Source organism: Leptospira vanthielii serovar Holland str. Waz Holland = ATCC 700522, assembly GCF_000332455.1.
In the GTDB taxonomy this organism is placed as follows: domain Bacteria; phylum Spirochaetota; class Leptospiria; order Leptospirales; family Leptospiraceae; genus Leptospira_A; species Leptospira_A vanthielii.
Genome location: NZ_AOGY02000072.1, coordinates 133,871 through 150,472, shown reverse-complemented (window position 1 = coordinate 150,472; position 16,602 = coordinate 133,871). Strand labels below are relative to the sequence as shown.

General features: G+C 39.6%; 14 protein-coding genes and 1 tRNA gene. 9 read left to right on the top strand and 6 right to left on the bottom strand.

What is annotated here, in order from left to right:
• Window positions 1-41: 41 nt before the first annotated feature.
• Window positions 42-1,187 (top strand): hypothetical protein, encoded by a 1,146-nt coding sequence (locus LEP1GSC199_RS18410; protein ID WP_002989476.1) that lies wholly within the window; start codon window positions 42-44, stop codon window positions 1,185-1,187.
• Window positions 1,188-1,191: 4 nt separating this feature from the next.
• Here LEP1GSC199_RS18410 and LEP1GSC199_RS18405 read toward each other — a convergent pair whose 3' ends face one another.
• A complete protein-coding gene (locus LEP1GSC199_RS18405) occupies window positions 1,192-2,958 on the bottom strand; it encodes a glycoside hydrolase family 3 protein (RefSeq protein WP_002989269.1) in 1,767 nt (588 codons plus the stop codon).
• Between the two features lie 90 nt (window positions 2,959-3,048).
• Between LEP1GSC199_RS18405 and LEP1GSC199_RS18400 the strand changes: the two genes are divergently transcribed.
• Window positions 3,049-4,221 carry a DUF3095 domain-containing protein gene (locus tag LEP1GSC199_RS18400; protein WP_002989511.1) on the top strand — a complete coding sequence of 391 codons (1,173 nt, stop codon included), beginning with the start codon at window positions 3,049-3,051 and terminating at the stop codon, window positions 4,219-4,221.
• Window positions 4,222-4,228: 7 nt separating this feature from the next.
• Here the strand turns inward: LEP1GSC199_RS18400 and LEP1GSC199_RS18395 are convergent, their stop codons facing one another.
• Window positions 4,229-7,018, bottom strand: a complete 2,790-nt coding sequence (locus LEP1GSC199_RS18395; RefSeq protein WP_002989249.1) for a DUF1554 domain-containing protein — start codon at window positions 7,016-7,018, stop codon at window positions 4,229-4,231.
• Window positions 7,019-7,318: 300 nt separating this feature from the next.
• Between LEP1GSC199_RS18395 and LEP1GSC199_RS18390 the strand changes: the two genes are divergently transcribed.
• The 3 genes from LEP1GSC199_RS18390 (at window position 7,319) to LEP1GSC199_RS18380 (ending at window position 9,985) form a co-directional block, all read left to right on the top strand.
• Window positions 7,319-8,023, top strand: coding sequence for an OmpA family protein (locus LEP1GSC199_RS18390; protein ID WP_002989394.1), 705 nt, complete (start codon window positions 7,319-7,321; stop codon window positions 8,021-8,023).
• Window positions 8,024-8,069: 46 nt separating this feature from the next.
• Window positions 8,070-9,209: a hypothetical protein gene (locus LEP1GSC199_RS18385; protein ID WP_002989349.1), complete on the top strand. Its 1,140-nt coding sequence runs from the start codon at window positions 8,070-8,072 to the stop codon at window positions 9,207-9,209.
• 116 nt (window positions 9,210-9,325) lie between these two features.
• Window positions 9,326-9,985, top strand: a complete 660-nt coding sequence (locus tag LEP1GSC199_RS18380) for an arylesterase (protein ID WP_002989589.1) — start codon at window positions 9,326-9,328, stop codon at window positions 9,983-9,985.
• Window positions 9,986-10,087: 102 nt separating this feature from the next.
• On the opposite strand, the gene LEP1GSC199_RS18375 is transcribed toward LEP1GSC199_RS18380, so the two are convergent.
• The 4 genes from LEP1GSC199_RS18375 to LEP1GSC199_RS18365 all read right to left on the bottom strand — a co-directional run bounded on the left by LEP1GSC199_RS18375 (window position 10,088) and on the right by LEP1GSC199_RS18365 (window position 12,396).
• Window positions 10,088-10,681, bottom strand: a complete 594-nt coding sequence (locus LEP1GSC199_RS18375) for a hypothetical protein (protein WP_002989285.1) — start codon at window positions 10,679-10,681, stop codon at window positions 10,088-10,090.
• Window positions 10,681-10,845 carry a hypothetical protein gene (locus tag LEP1GSC199_RS21365; protein ID WP_002989492.1) on the bottom strand — a complete coding sequence of 55 codons (165 nt, stop codon included), beginning with the start codon at window positions 10,843-10,845 and terminating at the stop codon, window positions 10,681-10,683. Before LEP1GSC199_RS21365 ends, LEP1GSC199_RS18375 begins: the two co-directional genes overlap by 1 nt.
• Window positions 10,846-10,927: 82 nt before the next feature.
• Window positions 10,928-11,569 carry an Lsa25.6 family adhesin gene (gene lsa25.6 / locus LEP1GSC199_RS18370; RefSeq protein WP_002989255.1) on the bottom strand — a complete coding sequence of 214 codons (642 nt, stop codon included), beginning with the start codon at window positions 11,567-11,569 and terminating at the stop codon, window positions 10,928-10,930.
• A 95-nt stretch (window positions 11,570-11,664) separates the two neighbouring features.
• The gene (locus tag LEP1GSC199_RS18365; RefSeq protein WP_198288804.1) at window positions 11,665-12,396 is read right to left on the bottom strand and encodes a hypothetical protein; all 732 of its coding nucleotides are present in this window, start codon (window positions 12,394-12,396) and stop codon (window positions 11,665-11,667) included.
• A 762-nt stretch (window positions 12,397-13,158) separates the two neighbouring features.
• Between LEP1GSC199_RS18365 and LEP1GSC199_RS18360 the strand changes: the two genes are divergently transcribed.
• The 4 genes from LEP1GSC199_RS18360 to clpX all read left to right on the top strand — a co-directional run bounded on the left by LEP1GSC199_RS18360 (window position 13,159) and on the right by clpX (window position 16,542).
• A tRNA-Gly gene (locus LEP1GSC199_RS18360) sits at window positions 13,159-13,230 on the top strand.
• Between the two features lie 62 nt (window positions 13,231-13,292).
• Window positions 13,293-14,639, top strand: coding sequence for a trigger factor (gene tig, locus LEP1GSC199_RS18355; RefSeq protein WP_002989168.1), 1,347 nt, complete (start codon window positions 13,293-13,295; stop codon window positions 14,637-14,639).
• Between the two features lie 3 nt (window positions 14,640-14,642).
• Window positions 14,643-15,245 (top strand): ATP-dependent Clp endopeptidase proteolytic subunit ClpP, encoded by a 603-nt coding sequence (clpP, locus tag LEP1GSC199_RS18350; RefSeq protein WP_002989489.1) that lies wholly within the window; start codon window positions 14,643-14,645, stop codon window positions 15,243-15,245.
• Window positions 15,246-15,261: 16 nt separating this feature from the next.
• Window positions 15,262-16,542 carry an ATP-dependent Clp protease ATP-binding subunit ClpX gene (gene clpX, locus LEP1GSC199_RS18345; protein WP_002989502.1) on the top strand — a complete coding sequence of 427 codons (1,281 nt, stop codon included), beginning with the start codon at window positions 15,262-15,264 and terminating at the stop codon, window positions 16,540-16,542.
• The last annotated feature ends 60 nt before the right edge of the window (window positions 16,543-16,602 follow it).

Sequence of the window (16,602 nt, the reverse complement as noted above, 5' to 3'; positions counted from 1 at the left end):
GCTTCCATTCGACACAATATGGATATGAGGAAAAGTAAATTATGAATTTTATAGCACAAGTCGTTTGGATTTTTCCGAAATTTGATACAATCTACCTTTTTTACATCTTTCTTATGGGTGTTGCCGCCTTTATTTACGTGAGGGTGATGAATTATTTACAACACAAACAAGCAAATGTTGTAAACTACTGGGTTGAGTTCCAAAGATATGCCATAGCAAGAAAGTGTAACCAGGTAGAGTTGAATATCCTTCACGCTTTTTATGACCATTTGAATGAAGAAGAACGCGAAATTTATCTTTTACCTGAAAACCGTAACAAACTAAAGAACGCACTCTATCGATACTTTTTAAAATCCAATGCCAATACAACAGAAAAGGAGGTGGACCTTTTTGATAAACTCTTCCGGTCTGGTGTGGAATTCAAAAAAGAAATTCTTTCTTTGAATGAACTGACCGTGGGTGAAGTAGGTGCTTTGGAAGCTGATGGACGAGAAGAACTTACCTATGTGATGCAAAAAACGGCAGACGAACTTCTTTTGTCGATCAAAGGTCTTTCTAAAGATTTACTCGTTCCAGGTAAGGAAGCCAAATTATACGTGTTCCGACCAAGTAGCGGTGGTTATCTTTTGGAAGGTAAAGTGATTCGAACCAACGAGAGTGGAGTGATTTTTCATTTTAATGGTAAAATTGAAAGGAAAGGGGAATCCCACTTGATGTTAACGGATAAAGTATCCATTACTGTTTCTCCTTGGCCTCCACCAGATGAAAAAAAACAGGTTTTGGAATTGGATAAAAATAAACTTTTACTCACAGAAGAAAATATAGATAAACAGTTAGAAGTTTTAAAACGAATTGCAAAAGACCAAAAAGAAAACAACGAAAAACGATTCGATATTAAAGAAACACCCAGACCTTTTATTACACTTTCAGAACGATTGTCGGATCGAGGAATTGTATTTATGTTTCCTCCAGGGATTTCGTCCGAAATTTGGAAACAACAAGACCTTTGGGAAGTGAGTTTTAGTTTTGATAATGGACCTATGTTTCATATCCGAGCAAAGATGATGCCCACCAAACAAAAGTCAGATTTGTATTTGCTTCGTTATGTCGATGCTGATGAAGCTATGCGGAAAACTTTGTATGATGAAATCCGCAAACGTGGTGGAATCAGAGAGGTTCTTACTTAAAGATTTACAGTCGTTCTGGGAAGGCACCTTTGGATGGTGTCTTCGATCCCTTAGGTAGTAAAATCAAATCTACTTTAGGGATCTCTTTCCCTGAATTTACTTTCTCACCCAATGCTTCCCAAGATCCTTGGGTCAAAGAAAACGATAACAAATATTCTAAGTTGGGAAGTTCCGGAAGTTTGATAAACGGAGTTCCTCCATGCAAAGTGATAAATCTTTTTGTGGGATGTTTTTTTGCTAAGTTAACAATGGATAGAACTTCTGCTTCGGAAGTGGAATCAAAAAGATAAGTTGTGACCAATTTGTTTTTTGATTGGGTTTGGAAGGATTTGAAAGGAACCGAATCGATTTTTTTTGATTTGAGAGTTTCTCGCAAACGATTGTTTTTTACAAACGATAGAGTCTCGGTTGGTAAGATGTTTGCTGTCAAAACTGGTTTTGGATAAGCGTGAATGGAGTCTTCGTTAATTTCTTTTACAAAGTTTTTGGACTCTGATAGTTTTGCGTATCTTTGGTTTCTTTCCAAATTCCAATTGGTCAAAAAATCTTTTTGTTTTTGGTTTTCATCGTAAACTTTGGGAAGGATAGAGTTTTCATCATAAAGTCCCAGTTCTAATTTTTTGCGAATTTGTTTTTGGACAGCATCTCTCAGTTTGTCATGTTCTTTTCCATCTTTGTCCACGTAACGGAACTCTCCGTTTTTGTAAGCATCACTTAGTTGCGCTTTAAACTTACGAGCCGTTTCACCCCAACTAGTAAGAAGAACAATATTGGCACCAGCGAGTAGGGTCAAAACTCCCGGCCTGTCTTTTTCATAGTTTTTGGAAATAGCATGCATTTCCATCGCATCTGTGATGATGATTCCATCAAAATTTAAACTCTTTCGTAAAACATCCGTTAATATGGTCTTGGAGAGAGTGGCGGGAAACTGCGGATCAATTTTAGGATACATGATGTGAGCAGACATCACTGCTTCGGCACCGCCCGTTATGGATTTTTTAAAAGGAACCAATTCCAATTGTTCTAACTCTTCCAAACTTTTGTTTATAATCGGAAGGCCCAAATGGCTATCGACAGTGGTGTCCCCATGTCCTGGAAAGTGTTTGATAACGGGAAGACATCCTCCCGCACGAGCTCCTCTTTCATAAGCCACTGCAACTTCCGAAACTCGTTTGGAATCAGAACCAAACGACCGTGTGTTGATGACGGGGTTTAGCGGATTGTTGTTGATATCAAGGACTGGTGCAAAAAGAAAATTGAGTCCAAGGTTACGAAGTTCATAAGAAGTAACAAACCCTACGGTTTCTCCCCATTGGGTATTTCCTGTTTGGCCCACAGCCATAGCTCCGGGGTAAGGTGTGATCCCATCTTGAACTCGGAAAACTCGTCCACCTTCTTGGTCTGTGGAGATAAGAAAGGGGGAAAGTCCTTTCTCCTTTGCTTGCGATTGTAATCCTCTTGTGAGAGAGAGGATTTCTTCTTTTTTGCCTAAGTTCTTTCCAAAGAGTATGATTCCGCCAGGTTTAGTTTCTGAAATTTCTTCGATGGCAACAGAATCCACTATTTTTTGAGGAATGGCAATGTGGATGGTTTGACCGACAAGTTCCGCTTCTGTCATGGAATTAGTGATGGCCCATGCTTTTTCTTCTAACCAAACCTTACGTTCGTTGGCGGCAAGTTCGCTTAAATAAAATCCAAAACAATAGGAAGAGCCAAAAAATCCGAAAAGGAGGAAGAGAGAAAAGGATGTGCGAAGTAGAACTTGGTTCATAAGCTATGATAGTACGATTTACAGACGGCTTTTCCGAGACAACTAAGAAAAATTTCTACTTTGTATGTGAAATCCATCGTCTGACTTTCTGTGGATGATTTTTATAAAAACCTAAAGCCAAGTCCCGATTTTCAAAATCTTTTTGATGGCAATATGCCTACTAAAGTTCCTGATGATTGGTTTGTTTTGATTACCGACATTGTCGGGTCAACCAAAGCCATTGAAGAGGGTAGATATAAAGATGTGAATACTGCGGGAGGACTTACCGCCATAGCTGTTGCCAATGTTTATGGACATATGGACTTCCCTTTTGTATTTGGTGGGGATGGTGTTACTTTTTTACTTCCTATCAATTTATTATTTCCCATTCGTTCTGCCATTGCTGATACCATCTCCCAAGTGCGATCTGCCTTTGGTTTAGAGATGCGCGCCGGGATTGTACCGGTTCAGGAGTTGTATCGTGCCGGTGCAGAGTTATTTTTAAGTAAGTTTCGTGCATCCGAACACTATGTCCAATGTTCTTTGTTTGGTGATGCTTTGCCACTCGCAGAAACCTGGATCAAAGAAGGAAAAGATGAATCTTATCTGGTTCGCGAAAATGAAAAGATATTACCTGCTGATTTTACAGGATTTACTTGTCGATGGAAAGATATCCCAAGTGAACGAGGAGAAATTGTTTCTCTCATTGTAAAACCCATCCACAAAGATTTTGAAGTTTGCAAAAAAATAGTTACCCGTGTTCTCCATTTCATTCGTTCCGAATATGGGGAAGAAGGAGACTATCATCCTTTACGTGTGAACCACATTGAACTCGATTCGGGTCCTTATTTACGAAACGAAGCGCTTGCTCGTGTGGGCACCGCCAGTGGATTAAAATTCTATCTGACACTCGCAAAAATTTGGATCGAAAGAACGGTGATGGCATTCGCCATGCGGTTTGGAATCCCTCTCCGATCGGGACATTATTCCTTAAACAAATTGAAAGACTACCAAGTTCTTTCTGCGGACTTTCGTAAGTACGATGGAACCTTAAAGATGGTCATTGATGGATCTAAACAACATAGAGAGACCCTTGTTTCATTTTTGGACCAGTTAGAATCGGAAGGCCTTCTTTGTTATGGAATTTATGTATCCAACAGGTCGCTTATGACCTGTGTATTAAAAGTGGCATCATCAGAGGAAGTTCATTTTGTAGATGGAGCTGACGGCGGTTTTGCGATGGCCGCCAAGTCTTTGAAAGAAAAGTTGAAGGTATTGAGCTAACCGTTGTTTATTGTTCTACGCAGATCAGTTTTTTAAACAAATCACAGCGTCTCGATGCATTGGATACGGAACCATTGCCATTGCGAACCCATATCTCGCCGTAGAAGTAGGTAGCGGCATTTGTTGTACAAGTTTCGTAATTGAAGCCGTGACAGTTTTGTCTATAGACTAGTGATGCATCATTACAAGCCGTTGCATCAGGGTTTAATGCTGTTTGGGTTGCAGGCGTTAGGTCACTTTTCATTCCAGTCCAAAATTCATCTGATGCAGTAGTTGAAAAATCACGGGACATGGAGGTCGGATTGAATGAAGCAGACCCATCTGTAACAAAAAGTCTTGTGTATTCATCGCTACAAACATTATATCCCGAACCGATACAACGGTAGTAATGATAGTTAGGCGAAAGGACCCAGTTAATTCCGTTTGGCACCCGGTGGTTTGCAATCGATGTATCTCCAACACTATTACTTATGATCAACGCTTTGTACGTTCCTGAAACGCCTGGCGGTTTATTGTTATTGCAGGTAAGGTCGGCACCAAAAACCCCATCTGAACCCATTTCACCTTTATAGGAGTTGGAAGTTGTAAATATTTTTTTACCTACTGGCTCATCGTCTTCATTCGTAATGGAATGGTCTGAAGGATTGGTTGCGACCGAATAGTTTGTATCTGTATTGGCAGCCATAGTAAACCGAATGTCAAAAGGTTGGTTTTCATCGGCAAATAAATCATCCTTACCACTAACGGTAAAAGATTGTTTTTTTGCTGAAGCAGCACATCCCGAATCAGAAGCATTAATTGGCTCAACTTCGCTATTTATAGGGAAAGTAATTTGCGAGGGGGAAATCGTATCGCACTCGTTGTAAGCGGCCTCTGTAGAGGTATATGTTTTACAGCTAATATTTAGAACCACAGGTTCATCTGGATTATTTCCACCTAAACAAACATGCACTGTAGCTACATTGGCCGTTCCTTCTTTTGGCGAACCTGTGTGAGTTATATAAAATGCTTTTTCGTCGTCTGTTGTAGCTGCGTAAATATCAATTGGATCATAAGCCAAACCACCCGTAGAAGTGGCCGTAGTGACGGTCCAGTTTTGTGTTAAGTCTACTAAAGCATCATCCACATGAGTCAAACCTATTCGATTTGTGGCGCCTGTTTCCATTCCATGATAATTGCTAGAATCGATAGTAACACTTGCAGGAACTGTACCTTCTGTTGTATCACTGGAAGTGAGACCAACGGTGACAGGAGAAGTCGGAGAAGATTGAGTGATGAGCCATATTTGAGTGGACCCTCCTTCCGCTGCACTGAGTCGAGTATTCGTCGTAGTTCCATCGGGAGAACCAGAATAATTACAAGGTTGGATGAGATTTGTCCCATCATTATCGCAAGAACGAATCGTAACACTTGGTTTATAGACTGTTGTACTATAGGTTGAGTCAGAGGAACTTACTGTAAACGAGACAGTATAATCTTGATTACCCGCATTTGCCGAATCTGTTTTCCCGATGGCGCGAAAGGTTTGGTAGGTATTCCAATCACTCGGTGTGAATACCAAGGATGGTGTTTGGATGGTACATTTATTTCCGCAATTGGATGTAAAATTTAACGTAACATTGTTTGTTGGTTTGGAACGAAGTCGAATTTGGAAGTTGGCATATTTATCGCCAAATTGGTTGTTCTCGTCAGTCGCAAAACCTGTAATCGTTGGAATATTTGCACTAGCTGAATTGATTGTGGAACCACCACTAAATTTAAGAACACTAAACCCTGGGACACTTTGGTCTAGATTGTAAACCACTACATTTCTTGGTTTGATTCCGTTATACTCGGAATCGGTGCTCGTTGTTTTTCCAAGTTCGATAGTATAAGATTTTAGTCCATCTAACTCTAAATCGTCGACAGAATCAACCCTGACAGTTTGTTCCGCACACCAGTTTCCTGTTGCTGGACAAGTTCCTGTTGTAAATGTTAATGTTTTTGGATTGGCAGTTCCTTCTCGATTCCCAACGTTTACCGCATCATAAACATCATTGATGGGGATAGTTACATTGGCTGAAGGAGCAGACCGCAATTTGACTTTGAAAGTTCCGTAAGTGGTATTTGCTAAAGGTCCAGGTTCTTCCATAACGCGAATGTTGGAAACCCTAACTCCAGGTGCTTCATCATCTTCTAGGGATATAGAAATATCACAGGCATCTTTTCCTGAGTAAGTTCCCGATGTTGCTTTCCCATCACCATCTTTTTGGACCATTTTACCTAAATCCACTGTCATCGGATCGACAACTACATTTCGATCATTATCGTTCACTGATGTGAATCGCAGACATTGTTTTGCTGTTACCCCATTTCCAGTAAATGTAAGTTTGGCAGGTATAGCAGGAAGGGCAGGTATGGATTGTTCAGAATTGATTCTTGTGCCATAGGTTGCGGAGAGTGATACAGGAATTTCAAGAGAACCGCTAAAGGGAGAATTGGGGTAAATACACGTTTCGAAACTACTGTATCCCCAATCGTTTTCCGTTGGAGAAGGAGTAATTCCAGAATCTTCTGTTGTACTAAATGATGCGGAAACGTTTCCATCTTCCACGAGATCAATTTTTTTTGCCGTAATCACTACATCAGTCGAACAAGATATAGTCGCAGCTTCCTTCCCAAATAATTTATCAAACTGTTCGCTCAGTCCAAAGAGAAATGTATCTCCTGCAGAAACTTGGCCGCTGCAATTTTGGAATAGAAATAAAGATAAAAAAAGAACTAAGGGAAGGGATCGGATGTATTGATAAAAGTTCATAAATAGTTTTTAGTCACCAATGTTTCAGCTAGTCCAAATCTTTCTTTTTATCTAGTAGGAGCAACGAAAATCCGAAGTTTCATGAATTTCGAAAGATATCTTAATACAGAAGTTAGTTGGTGGTGAAAAAATAGGCAGGTTGTAGCGGAATCTGAGGAGTGTCCCTAGTGTGTTCTCCTAATGTATGTGTCAACTTCATGTTATGAAGATTGGTTCACCATCTTAATGGTGTTAATTTTGCTTTCTGTAATTTAACAATTGATTTCATTGATTGGTTCCAAAGATAAGGATTGTCACCTTATGCTTAAAAAAAATTATTCCTACAATGTTTTAAATTCGATCTTACTCATGTTAACTGTTGTAAGTTGTAATACAACAGGAAAACCAGAATGGGCAGAGTCGGTAGCCTTTCAAAAGTTTTGCGGTTGCGTCACCCCTAAAGAGGATAAAGCTGGTGACCACTTAGGAAGTTTACCCGAAGGTTCTTTGGATAAAATGGGAACTTCCGAATATTTGGAGAAATTATACAAAGGACTCCGTAGTGATTTCGAACATACCGGAACACCATTTGAAGAAGTGGGAGGTAGCCTTGTCGGAAAAGGGGTTGAACTCAAACGAATTGAAGATGATGAAAAACGTCTTAGAGAACTACTGATTGTCATTGATGGCGACGTCGCCTTCCCATCAGGAAAGTCCACCCTCACTCCTAAAGCTAAAGAACTCATCGCCAAAGTTGGCGACGCTATGGAAGCATACCCTGAAACCAATTGTCGTATTGGTGGACACACAGATAGTGTGGGTGCATTCTCAATGAACCTTAAGTTAAGTAAGGAACGTTCTCAATCCGTAAAACTTGAATTAAAACTAATTCACAGAATTGTTGAAGCACGTTTTAAGGAAGTGGATGGTTTCGCTGATTTACACAAAATAGTCGATACAATGCTTGCGGAAAAGAAAAACCGTAGAACTGAAATTTATGTAGGGACGGTTCGCATTGTTTATTAAATTTTCAAAATTGATTTCATTAAAATTTTATTCAGTTCTAATCTCTATGTTATTTGTCTTTGCAGTAATACCTTTGCGGTCAGAGGAATCTAAAACGGGAAGCACAGATGCAAATACAAATTCTTCTGTCCCATTAGAAGATAGAGAAAATAACCAAACTCGAATGGATATTTTTAATCAGGTGTATGAACATAGAGTTATGCTTCGAACTGGTTGGGGTATTGGAAAATTATCTCCTGCAATCCTCAATGAAACGGGGCCTGCTTGGTTTCAAAATTCCCTTTTCCGTCAATTCACAGAACCTGGAACTCCACTTTCTGTCCCATACAAACCAGCCAAAGAGTTGGGACTCAATTCTCAGTTTTGGGACATTCGTTACGGATACAAAAATAAATTTGAAGTTCAGTTGGCGGAAGATACGTCCCTCGGTGTTTATAGCCGAGATCTTCCAGCATCCAATAACTTTTTTTCCCCTAGAACCGATACCTATTGGGCCAGCGCTTTTGAGGGAAACCGATTGTTACGATTTGAAGGTGTGAGCCAACATCTTCGTTTTTCTTATACACATCCTGTTTCTAAGATTTTTATGATTGGACCATCTATCAACTTTCACCGTTATACGGAACGAAATAATATCTCTTATGGTTCTTATTCTACAAGTAGACCAGAATCGGCCGTTCCTAATAAAGCCACTTGGTCCATTGGAGGAGATGCCAATGCAGAGTATTCTATGAAAGGAATTTTACCTGGTATCTTTGCCAAATTTAAACTAAAGGATTGGTGGGAACTTCGTGCTCGTTTGGAATTGTTGGATAGAAAAGGAAACTTTTCGGTGTTAGGTTCTCAGATCATCCAAGAAGTTTTTAGCGATGGGAGTTCAAATTTAACAGGAGTCCTTCCAGCTTATGGCGGAAAAGTAAGAGACAAAGGAACGATTCTTAATATCGAATCTTCCTTTCAATATTGTCGTTTTACCTTGGACATTGGAATGATCCGCCAAGATATCAAACGTAGTTACGATACGTATTTGGGTGATACGCTCGGAGGTGTTCCAAGAAGCGATTATTCCTCTAGAAGTGTATATATTGGATTTTCGGAAATGTCTGCCTCGGTTAAACATACAGTGACAGAGTTTTATATTATGCCAGGAGTTTCTTTTTTTTACGACGCAGACAAAATTTACTGAATACAACCATTCCCGACCCTAAGGTAAATTTTTTGAAAGCCAATCAGTCGAAGAGTTTGTATATATTGTGATCAAAAATGTTTGATTTGTATCCTTTCCAAACAATCTAATAGATAATGCCTTATATAATTTTTTTCAGCGTGTTTTTTCTTTTTTCTTGTGGGAACTCTTCCGACCAGACGAATACCAATTCTTCAGCAAGTAAAACACAAAATGCTACTAAACGTATTATTTATTTCGGAGATTCCCTGACGGCAGGGTATGGTCTTTTGGATTACGAAGATGCCTGGCCCCATGTCCTTACCAAACGTATCAATGCGGAAGGGTATTCTTATAAAATGACAAACGCAGGGGTTTCTGGGGACACAACCAGCGGAGGCCTTGGAAGGTTGGAGTGGGTGCTTGCTGAAAAACCTTCTATCTTTGTGCTCGAGTTAGGTGCCAATGATATGCTCCGAGGCATTAGTCCAAACGTAACAAAAGAAAATCTTCGTTTGATGATTCGACAAATTAAATCCCAATATCCAAACACAAAGATATTGTTAGTCGGGATGTATGCAACTCCCAATATGGGAAAAAAATATGCGAGTGCATTTAATTCTATATATCCAGAACTTTCTAAAGAAGAGGATGTGCCTCTAGTTCCATTTATATTAGAAAAAGTTGCCTCCATCCGTAAACTCAATCAAAAAGATGGTATTCACCCCACAGAAGCAGGCCATAAATTAGTTTCCGAAACAGTTTATCCATATCTGAAACCTTTGTTAGTGAAATAGGTGTGTCTTTGCCTTATTTGCTTGTAACTTAAGTAAGAGAATGATAAGTATCTGGATTTTTAAAACTGTTGTCGGTTGCTTTATGTTAGGTGTTTTTTGGGATTAAATTATAGGCTTGAAAAAACCCTTAATCGATTTCGGATTTCTTATGCATAACTGAATATGGTTTTTGTCATGAAATCCTGCGTTGGGGTAGATTTCTTTTCCCTCTCTAAAATAACCTCTTACAGAATCGAAAACAGGTAGTTCTATTTCCTTTCTCATTGCATGAAGATTTTCAATGACAGCACAATCGAGGTGTCTTAGTAAAAGGTCTTTTTCCGTGTCTATGGATTTGTTTTCAGGTAGTGGTTTACCTGTTGTTTTACTGGATATTGATAGTAAATTATAGCTTTCTTTAAGAAGGTCAATTGATTCCGATTCCAGTAAATTTAGACAGTTTCCCAAATCTATGATTGCACCGATGACAGCTGGCTTTTTGATTTTTCCTTTGTTTCTGCTTGGATTTTTTATCAATAGGTGGGCGTATTCGAGTGCTCTTGAATAATTTCCTTCCCAAAAATAGATTCCATGTCCGAGCCAGTCGTAACTATTCTGGCTTTTCGAGAGTGGTATATTGCCAGAAATTACTAAATTGGCTATTTCTTCATCGCATCCGTGAAAACCAAAAACAAGACCTGGTACAGATGAATACACTATTTTTTAAATGCAGTTTTGAGATGACCTGATTTGGTATAAATACCTGTCTTTGCTAAATAAGCGTTTGTTGAAACCTTAGATGCGGTCACTTTTTTCGTAAGTTCCTGCATTTGCTTCAACTGGTCTTTTAGATCAGAACTTTTTACAACTTTTCCTGACATAACCATTAGACCCTAAAACTGACAAAACTTTGTGTAAACTTATTTATTGATTCAATCAGGAAATTATCAACCATTATCCTCCTTAAGGTTGATAAACCGCCCTATATTTACTTTGCGATACTTTTTCTGGGTGAATCGCCCAAGATTCTGAAATGGGAATTTTACGGCTTGGGCCTAAGTCGGTTAGATTTTTAGAGCGAATAAAAGCATCGACTTTTTCAAGATTCTCTTTTCCTTCAGCCCAGATACGAATGGTTCCATTTTCCTGGACCAATTCTTCGACTCGAGCCCCTAAAAAAATTCGAACATTCATAAAACCATTTTCATCAGTATCGAAGTCGGAATAGGCAATATGTCCCGATATGATTCCTGTTTTAGCCGCTTGGTTGAAATAGGTTTTTGTTTCCCAAATCCCATTTTGATTTTCGTCAGACCATTCGACCAGTTTTTGTGTATCTGGTCCAAACCACAAACGACGGATTGGTTTTTTTGTTTTAGGGTCTCTCGATTCGTTAAACAGAGGAAAGGTTTTGGTTTGGTCCTCTAAATCGCCGTAGATCCAAGCTAAGTCATGATAAAGGTTTCCCTCTTCTTTGGTAGCTAAGAAAAACCCAAGACCTAAATCTTTCCATTGGATGATCGCTTGGTTTTTTACTTCTGTGAATTGCACGGGAGAGCAGTTAAAATAAAGACAGGAAATTACAATGAATAAGATTTTTTTCATATAGAGAAGAGGATTACAATGAGATGGGCAAAGTAAATAAAAAAACCGGCCACTTAGGTGACCGGTCCTTAAAAACTTAAATTTCTTAAGAGTTCTTAGAATTCAGTGTTAAGAGTTGCACATTTTGTAGTTGCAAGAGGCAAAGTAACACCTGATGATGTAGTGTAAGAAGCACCTGTACCATACCCACAAGCACTACTTACGATTTTAGTAGGAGGAGTCGATGTTAAAGCATCTGCGCTTGTTTGGTCAAGAGCTTTTACAGCTGTAGCACATGCAGGTACTCCCGCAGCTGTTTGGAAAGCTGATGCGAAAAATAAGTCGTTTAAGTTACCTGGTTTAGTCGCAGCAATTTGAGCTTCTGTTCTACCTTGCACTACAAGTGTATTCTTTGATTCCGTTACTATATTGCTAATGCTTACAGCTCTTTGAAGTGCAGCAGAAGCAGCATACGTAGCATCTGCGGTGTTGTTAGTATTAGTAATAAAAGAATTATAAGTAGTAGTTACAGATGCTGCTACTGCATCACAAGCCGAACCAGCTTTTGTGTAGAATGCAACAATGCTGTTTCTTTGTGTTTCTAAACTTGCAACAGCTTCTGCTTTTGTTTGGCTCACTTTACAACCACCCTTGGGTACAACTGAGAGGTTTGCAGCATAAGCAGTTCCTTGTTTTACGATAGTAGCACAGTTACCGCTTAATTGGTCATTTGCATAAAGCAATAAAGCTAGTACAGGAGTGTTATCGTCTTCTTCTTTTGGTTTACAGTTTGCAAAAACCGCAGCTACAAAAAGTAGAGCGAGGAGGATAGAGGTAGTTTTTTTCATTCGTGTTTCCTTATGGAATATTGTCGCCGTTTGCCAGCGGGTACTAGTTAGTCGCAGATATGGAAAATGTGTCAAGAGAATTCGGTTTAAATACGTATTTTTTTTCTGAACTGTCATATTTTTTCAGGTTCATTGAGTATATGTGCAGATGTTACGGCGACATGGAATCAATCTAAGAATATAAGAACAGTGAACTTTGTTTGGTAGAAAAATAGCCTTACGAAACTTAGTCCCGGTAATGAAAGCGTTGGTTCGGCGGTACTAACGGGCGTTGTTTGGAGGGAATTTTGCGTTCGCGAAATCTTTAAGTAATAGATCCAGAAGCTAAAATACCATATATGGCTTGTATTTTGAGAGTTCTTTCAAGGGATTTCCTTAGGTCACTGTGTATTGAATTCTGTTCCTTATTGCCTGGATCACTCACCGTAGAGCCAAAGAATTCAGCAAAGAGAGAAACAATGGATTTAGTTGTCACTTTGCGTTTTCGAATATAAAGGTATGCTGAACTGGTCGATTATTGATTAAAAAAGTACGGTGTTATTATTTCAGGAAGGGAAAGTCAAAAGGTGGAGATCAGAAAATGGGATGACAACTTTTTGTCATTATTTGGTTGAATATTTATTAGGTGGCATTTGCGGTAGCTTGTTTTAGATGAATTTTGAATAACAAGTTCTTATTTCGTTTCTGATTTTCCTTTGTAATTTTTGCCTTTTTTCCTTGCCGATTTGCCCCAATTCCAAATGATGGTTTCACAAACCTTCTGCGGGAATAGCTCAGCGGTAGAGCATCTCCTTGCCAAGGAGAGGGTCGCGGGTTCAAGTCCCGTTTCCCGCTAATGAAGGTACGCTTCTTTTTCTTTCCACTACACTCTCTTTTTTTACATTGGATATAATACGATGGAATTTACGGCTAAAAAAAATAACAACGCAACTTGTGACCTCAGCATTCAATTTAGCGCTGACGAAGTCCGCACTGCCTACTCGAAGGCTTACAAAAATGCATCTGAAAAAGTAAAAATACCTGGCTTTCGCCCCGGAAAAGCCCCCCTAAGCATGGTCGAAAAAGTTTTGGGTGATTCCGTTATGGATGATGCTGCCAACATTATGCTAAACCAAGCTATGGCAGATCTTTTTGATAAATTGGAACACAAACCAATTCGCCTGCCGCAATTCCAAATGGAAACATTTGATAAAAATACTGGTGCCAAAGCCAAAGCTACTTACGATACCAAACCAGAAGTCACCCTGCCAAAGCTTAAGAAAATCAAAATCCAACCCAAAGAAATAAAAATTTCTGACGCGGACATCCAAAAAGAATTGGAAGGAATCCAAAAAAACATGGCTCGTAACTCTTTGAAAGAAGAGGGAGAACCTGTGGAATCTGCAGATTTACTCGAAATCAACTATAAGTTTAAGGAATCCGGAAAGGAATACCCGGAACAAGGGCAAGTGGGAAAATTCCAAATGGGTGCTCCCCAAAACCCACCAGGTTTTGAAACCAACCTTCTTGGGATGAAACTAAACGAAACTAAAGAGTTCTCTTTTACTTACCCTGATTCGTATCCACAATCGCCAGAATCTGCAGGAAAAACTATTGTTTACACGGTTACCGTAACTGCGATTTATAAAGTGACTTATCCTGAAATCAACGACGAATTTGCATCGGAAGTCGATGGTTCTGCCAACTTACAAGAGTTAAAAGAAAAAACAAAAAAACAACTTGTTGAAATTTTCGGAAACGCACTGACTAAACGTGCAACCGATGATGCATATAATGAAATCATCAAAGAATCCAAGTTCATCATTCCTGAATCTTTGATTTACGAAGAAACAGAAACAGTTTTCCAAAACTTTATGCGTGAATTCGGTCTTCCTGTTTCCTCACTTGCGGACTACGCAAAACGATTGAACAAAGAAGAAAAAGAAGTTCGCGAATCTTTCTCCAAAGCGGCTGAAAAACGGATCCAAACTTATATTTTGAAGCAGAAAATCGCAGAAGATCACAAAATCCAAATTTCTGACGAAGAAGTAGAAGCGGGTTACGAAAAAGAGGCAACTCAGCAAGGAATTCCTGCCGAAACTCTCAAAAAAGAAGTCCAAAAACAGAAGGCGGAAACCTACTACCGTGACAAATTCCTGTTTGATAAAATCGACGAGTTTGTATACGCTGAGGTAGAAAAGAAGTCGCCTAAGACTATTTCAACGGAAGAAGCAGAGAAAATTCTCAGCGGGAAAGAAGAGTAAACTATGTCTACACTCATGCCTTATGTAATTGAACAAACAAGCCGTGGCGAACGCCAATATGATATTTTTTCACGGCTTCTAAAAGATCGGATCATTTTTCTTGGATCTGCCATTGATGAAACTTATGCCAATGTGATTTCGGCACAACTTTTGTTTTTAGAAGCAGAGAATCCAGATCGCGACATCTATTTGTACATCAATAGCCCTGGTGGGTATGTGAGTTCTGGCCTTGCCATTTACGATACCATGCAACTCATCAAACCTGAAGTGCGAACCCTTTGTATTGGACAAGCGTCTTCTATGGCGGCACTTCTCCTTGCTGGTGGAGCCAAAGGAAAACGTTCGGCCCTGCCAAACTCTCGCATTATGTTACACCAACCTTACGGTGGCGCGGGTGGACAAGCCTCTGATATCGAAATATCTGCCAAAGAAATCATAAAGATCAAGGACAAACTCATCGATCTTTATGGAAGGCACACTGGAAAAACCTCCGACCAAATCCGTAAGGATACAGAAAGAAATTTCTTTATGAGTGCAGAAGAAGCAAAAGAATACGGTGTCATAGACAACGTCATTCAAGAACGCAAACAGATGCCACAAGCCTAAAGGGGGGCTTTACTCCATGACCAAACGTGCAAGCCAAACGGGTAACCCCAGAGAAAAATTACATTGTTCTTTCTGCGGAAAGGCCCAAGACGAAGTAAGAAGGCTTGTCGCAGGTCCTGGTGTTTATATCTGTGATGAATGTATTTCTTTATGCAACGAAATCATCGCAGAAGAGCCGCAAGGTGGCGAAAAAACTGCTATCGTCGGTGACATACCCAAACCAACCGAAATCAAAAAGATCTTAGACCAGTATGTGATCGGTCAAGAACAGGCCAAAAAAGCTTTGGCTGTTGCTGTGTATAATCATTACAAAAGAATTTTTCATAACGAACGTAAGGCGGGAGATGTGGAATTGGAAAAATCCAATATCATGCTCATTGGTCCTACTGGTTCTGGAAAAACTCTCCTTGCCCAAACTCTCGCTCGGATTCTAAAAGTTCCTTTTGCCATTGTAGATGCGACGGCATTAACAGAGGCGGGTTATGTGGGTGAAGATGTGGAAAACATCATTCTCAAACTCATCCAAAACGCTGACAATGATGTGAAACGTGCGGAGATGGGAATCATCTACATCGACGAAATTGATAAAATTTCACGTAAGTCTGATTCCGCTTCTATCACACGTGACGTAAGTGGGGAAGGTGTGCAACAAGCACTTCTTAAAATCATTGAGGGGACTGTTGCCAATGTTCCGCCACAAGGTGGACGGAAACATCCCCACCAGGAGTACATTCCTGTGGAAACAAAAAACATCCTCTTTATTTGCGGGGGAGCGTTTGTGGGTCTAAGTGATATCATCAAACAACGAGTTGGTGTGAAGTCGATCGGATTCCACTCCAATGAAATTGTAAACGATAAGGGAAGAAAGATTGAAGAAGGGGAATCTATGGTCCACCATGTGATTCCTGATGACCTGATGAAGTTTGGCCTTATCCCAGAATTCATAGGACGACTTCCGATCATTGCCACACTAGATGAACTCACGATTGAAAGTTTGAAATCTATTTTTACAGAACCTAAAAATTCCCTTCTCAAACAATACCAAAAGATGTTTGATATTGAGAATGTAAAACTCAAGTTCACAGAAGCTGCGATTGAAGCCATTGCCCAGACTGCGATCAAACGCGAAAGTGGGGCTCGGGGCCTGCGTGCGATTGTAGAAGAGATTATGATGGAGCTTATGTTTCAAATTCCTTCTCGGAAAGATGTATTGGAAGTAGTTGTAACCGATGAAACTGTCCTTAAAAAAGAAGCTCCCATCACCATCTTAAAAGGCGATATCGAAAAAATCGCATAAACTAAATTTAATTTTTTTGGATTCCGGTTGTGGATCTAGAGTAACTTTTAAGAACCTATC

Bases quoted from the DNA above. Each gene is read 5' to 3' on its own strand.
- LEP1GSC199_RS18390 (WP_002989394.1), top strand. From the start codon at position 7,319: ATGCTTAAAAAAAATTATTCCTACAATGTTTTAAATTCGATCTTACTC.
- LEP1GSC199_RS18385 (WP_002989349.1), top strand. From the start codon at position 8,070: ATGTTATTTGTCTTTGCAGTAATACCTTTGCGGTCAGAGGAATCTAAA.
- LEP1GSC199_RS21365 (WP_002989492.1), bottom strand. From the start codon at position 10,845: ATGTCAGGAAAAGTTGTAAAAAGTTCTGATCTAAAAGACCAGTTGAAG.
- LEP1GSC199_RS18380 (WP_002989589.1), top strand. From the start codon at position 9,326: ATGCCTTATATAATTTTTTTCAGCGTGTTTTTTCTTTTTTCTTGTGGG.
- clpP (WP_002989489.1), top strand. From the start codon at position 14,643: ATGTCTACACTCATGCCTTATGTAATTGAACAAACAAGCCGTGGCGAA.
- tig (WP_002989168.1), top strand. From the start codon at position 13,293: ATGGAATTTACGGCTAAAAAAAATAACAACGCAACTTGTGACCTCAGC.
- LEP1GSC199_RS18410 (WP_002989476.1), top strand. From the start codon at position 42: ATGAATTTTATAGCACAAGTCGTTTGGATTTTTCCGAAATTTGATACA.
- LEP1GSC199_RS18365 (WP_198288804.1), bottom strand. From the start codon at position 12,396: ATGAAAAAAACTACCTCTATCCTCCTCGCTCTACTTTTTGTAGCTGCG.
- lsa25.6 (WP_002989255.1), bottom strand. From the start codon at position 11,569: ATGAAAAAAATCTTATTCATTGTAATTTCCTGTCTTTATTTTAACTGC.
- LEP1GSC199_RS18395 (WP_002989249.1), bottom strand. From the start codon at position 7,018: ATGAACTTTTATCAATACATCCGATCCCTTCCCTTAGTTCTTTTTTTA.
- LEP1GSC199_RS18405 (WP_002989269.1), bottom strand. From the start codon at position 2,958: ATGAACCAAGTTCTACTTCGCACATCCTTTTCTCTCTTCCTCCTTTTC.
- clpX (WP_002989502.1), top strand. From the start codon at position 15,262: ATGACCAAACGTGCAAGCCAAACGGGTAACCCCAGAGAAAAATTACAT.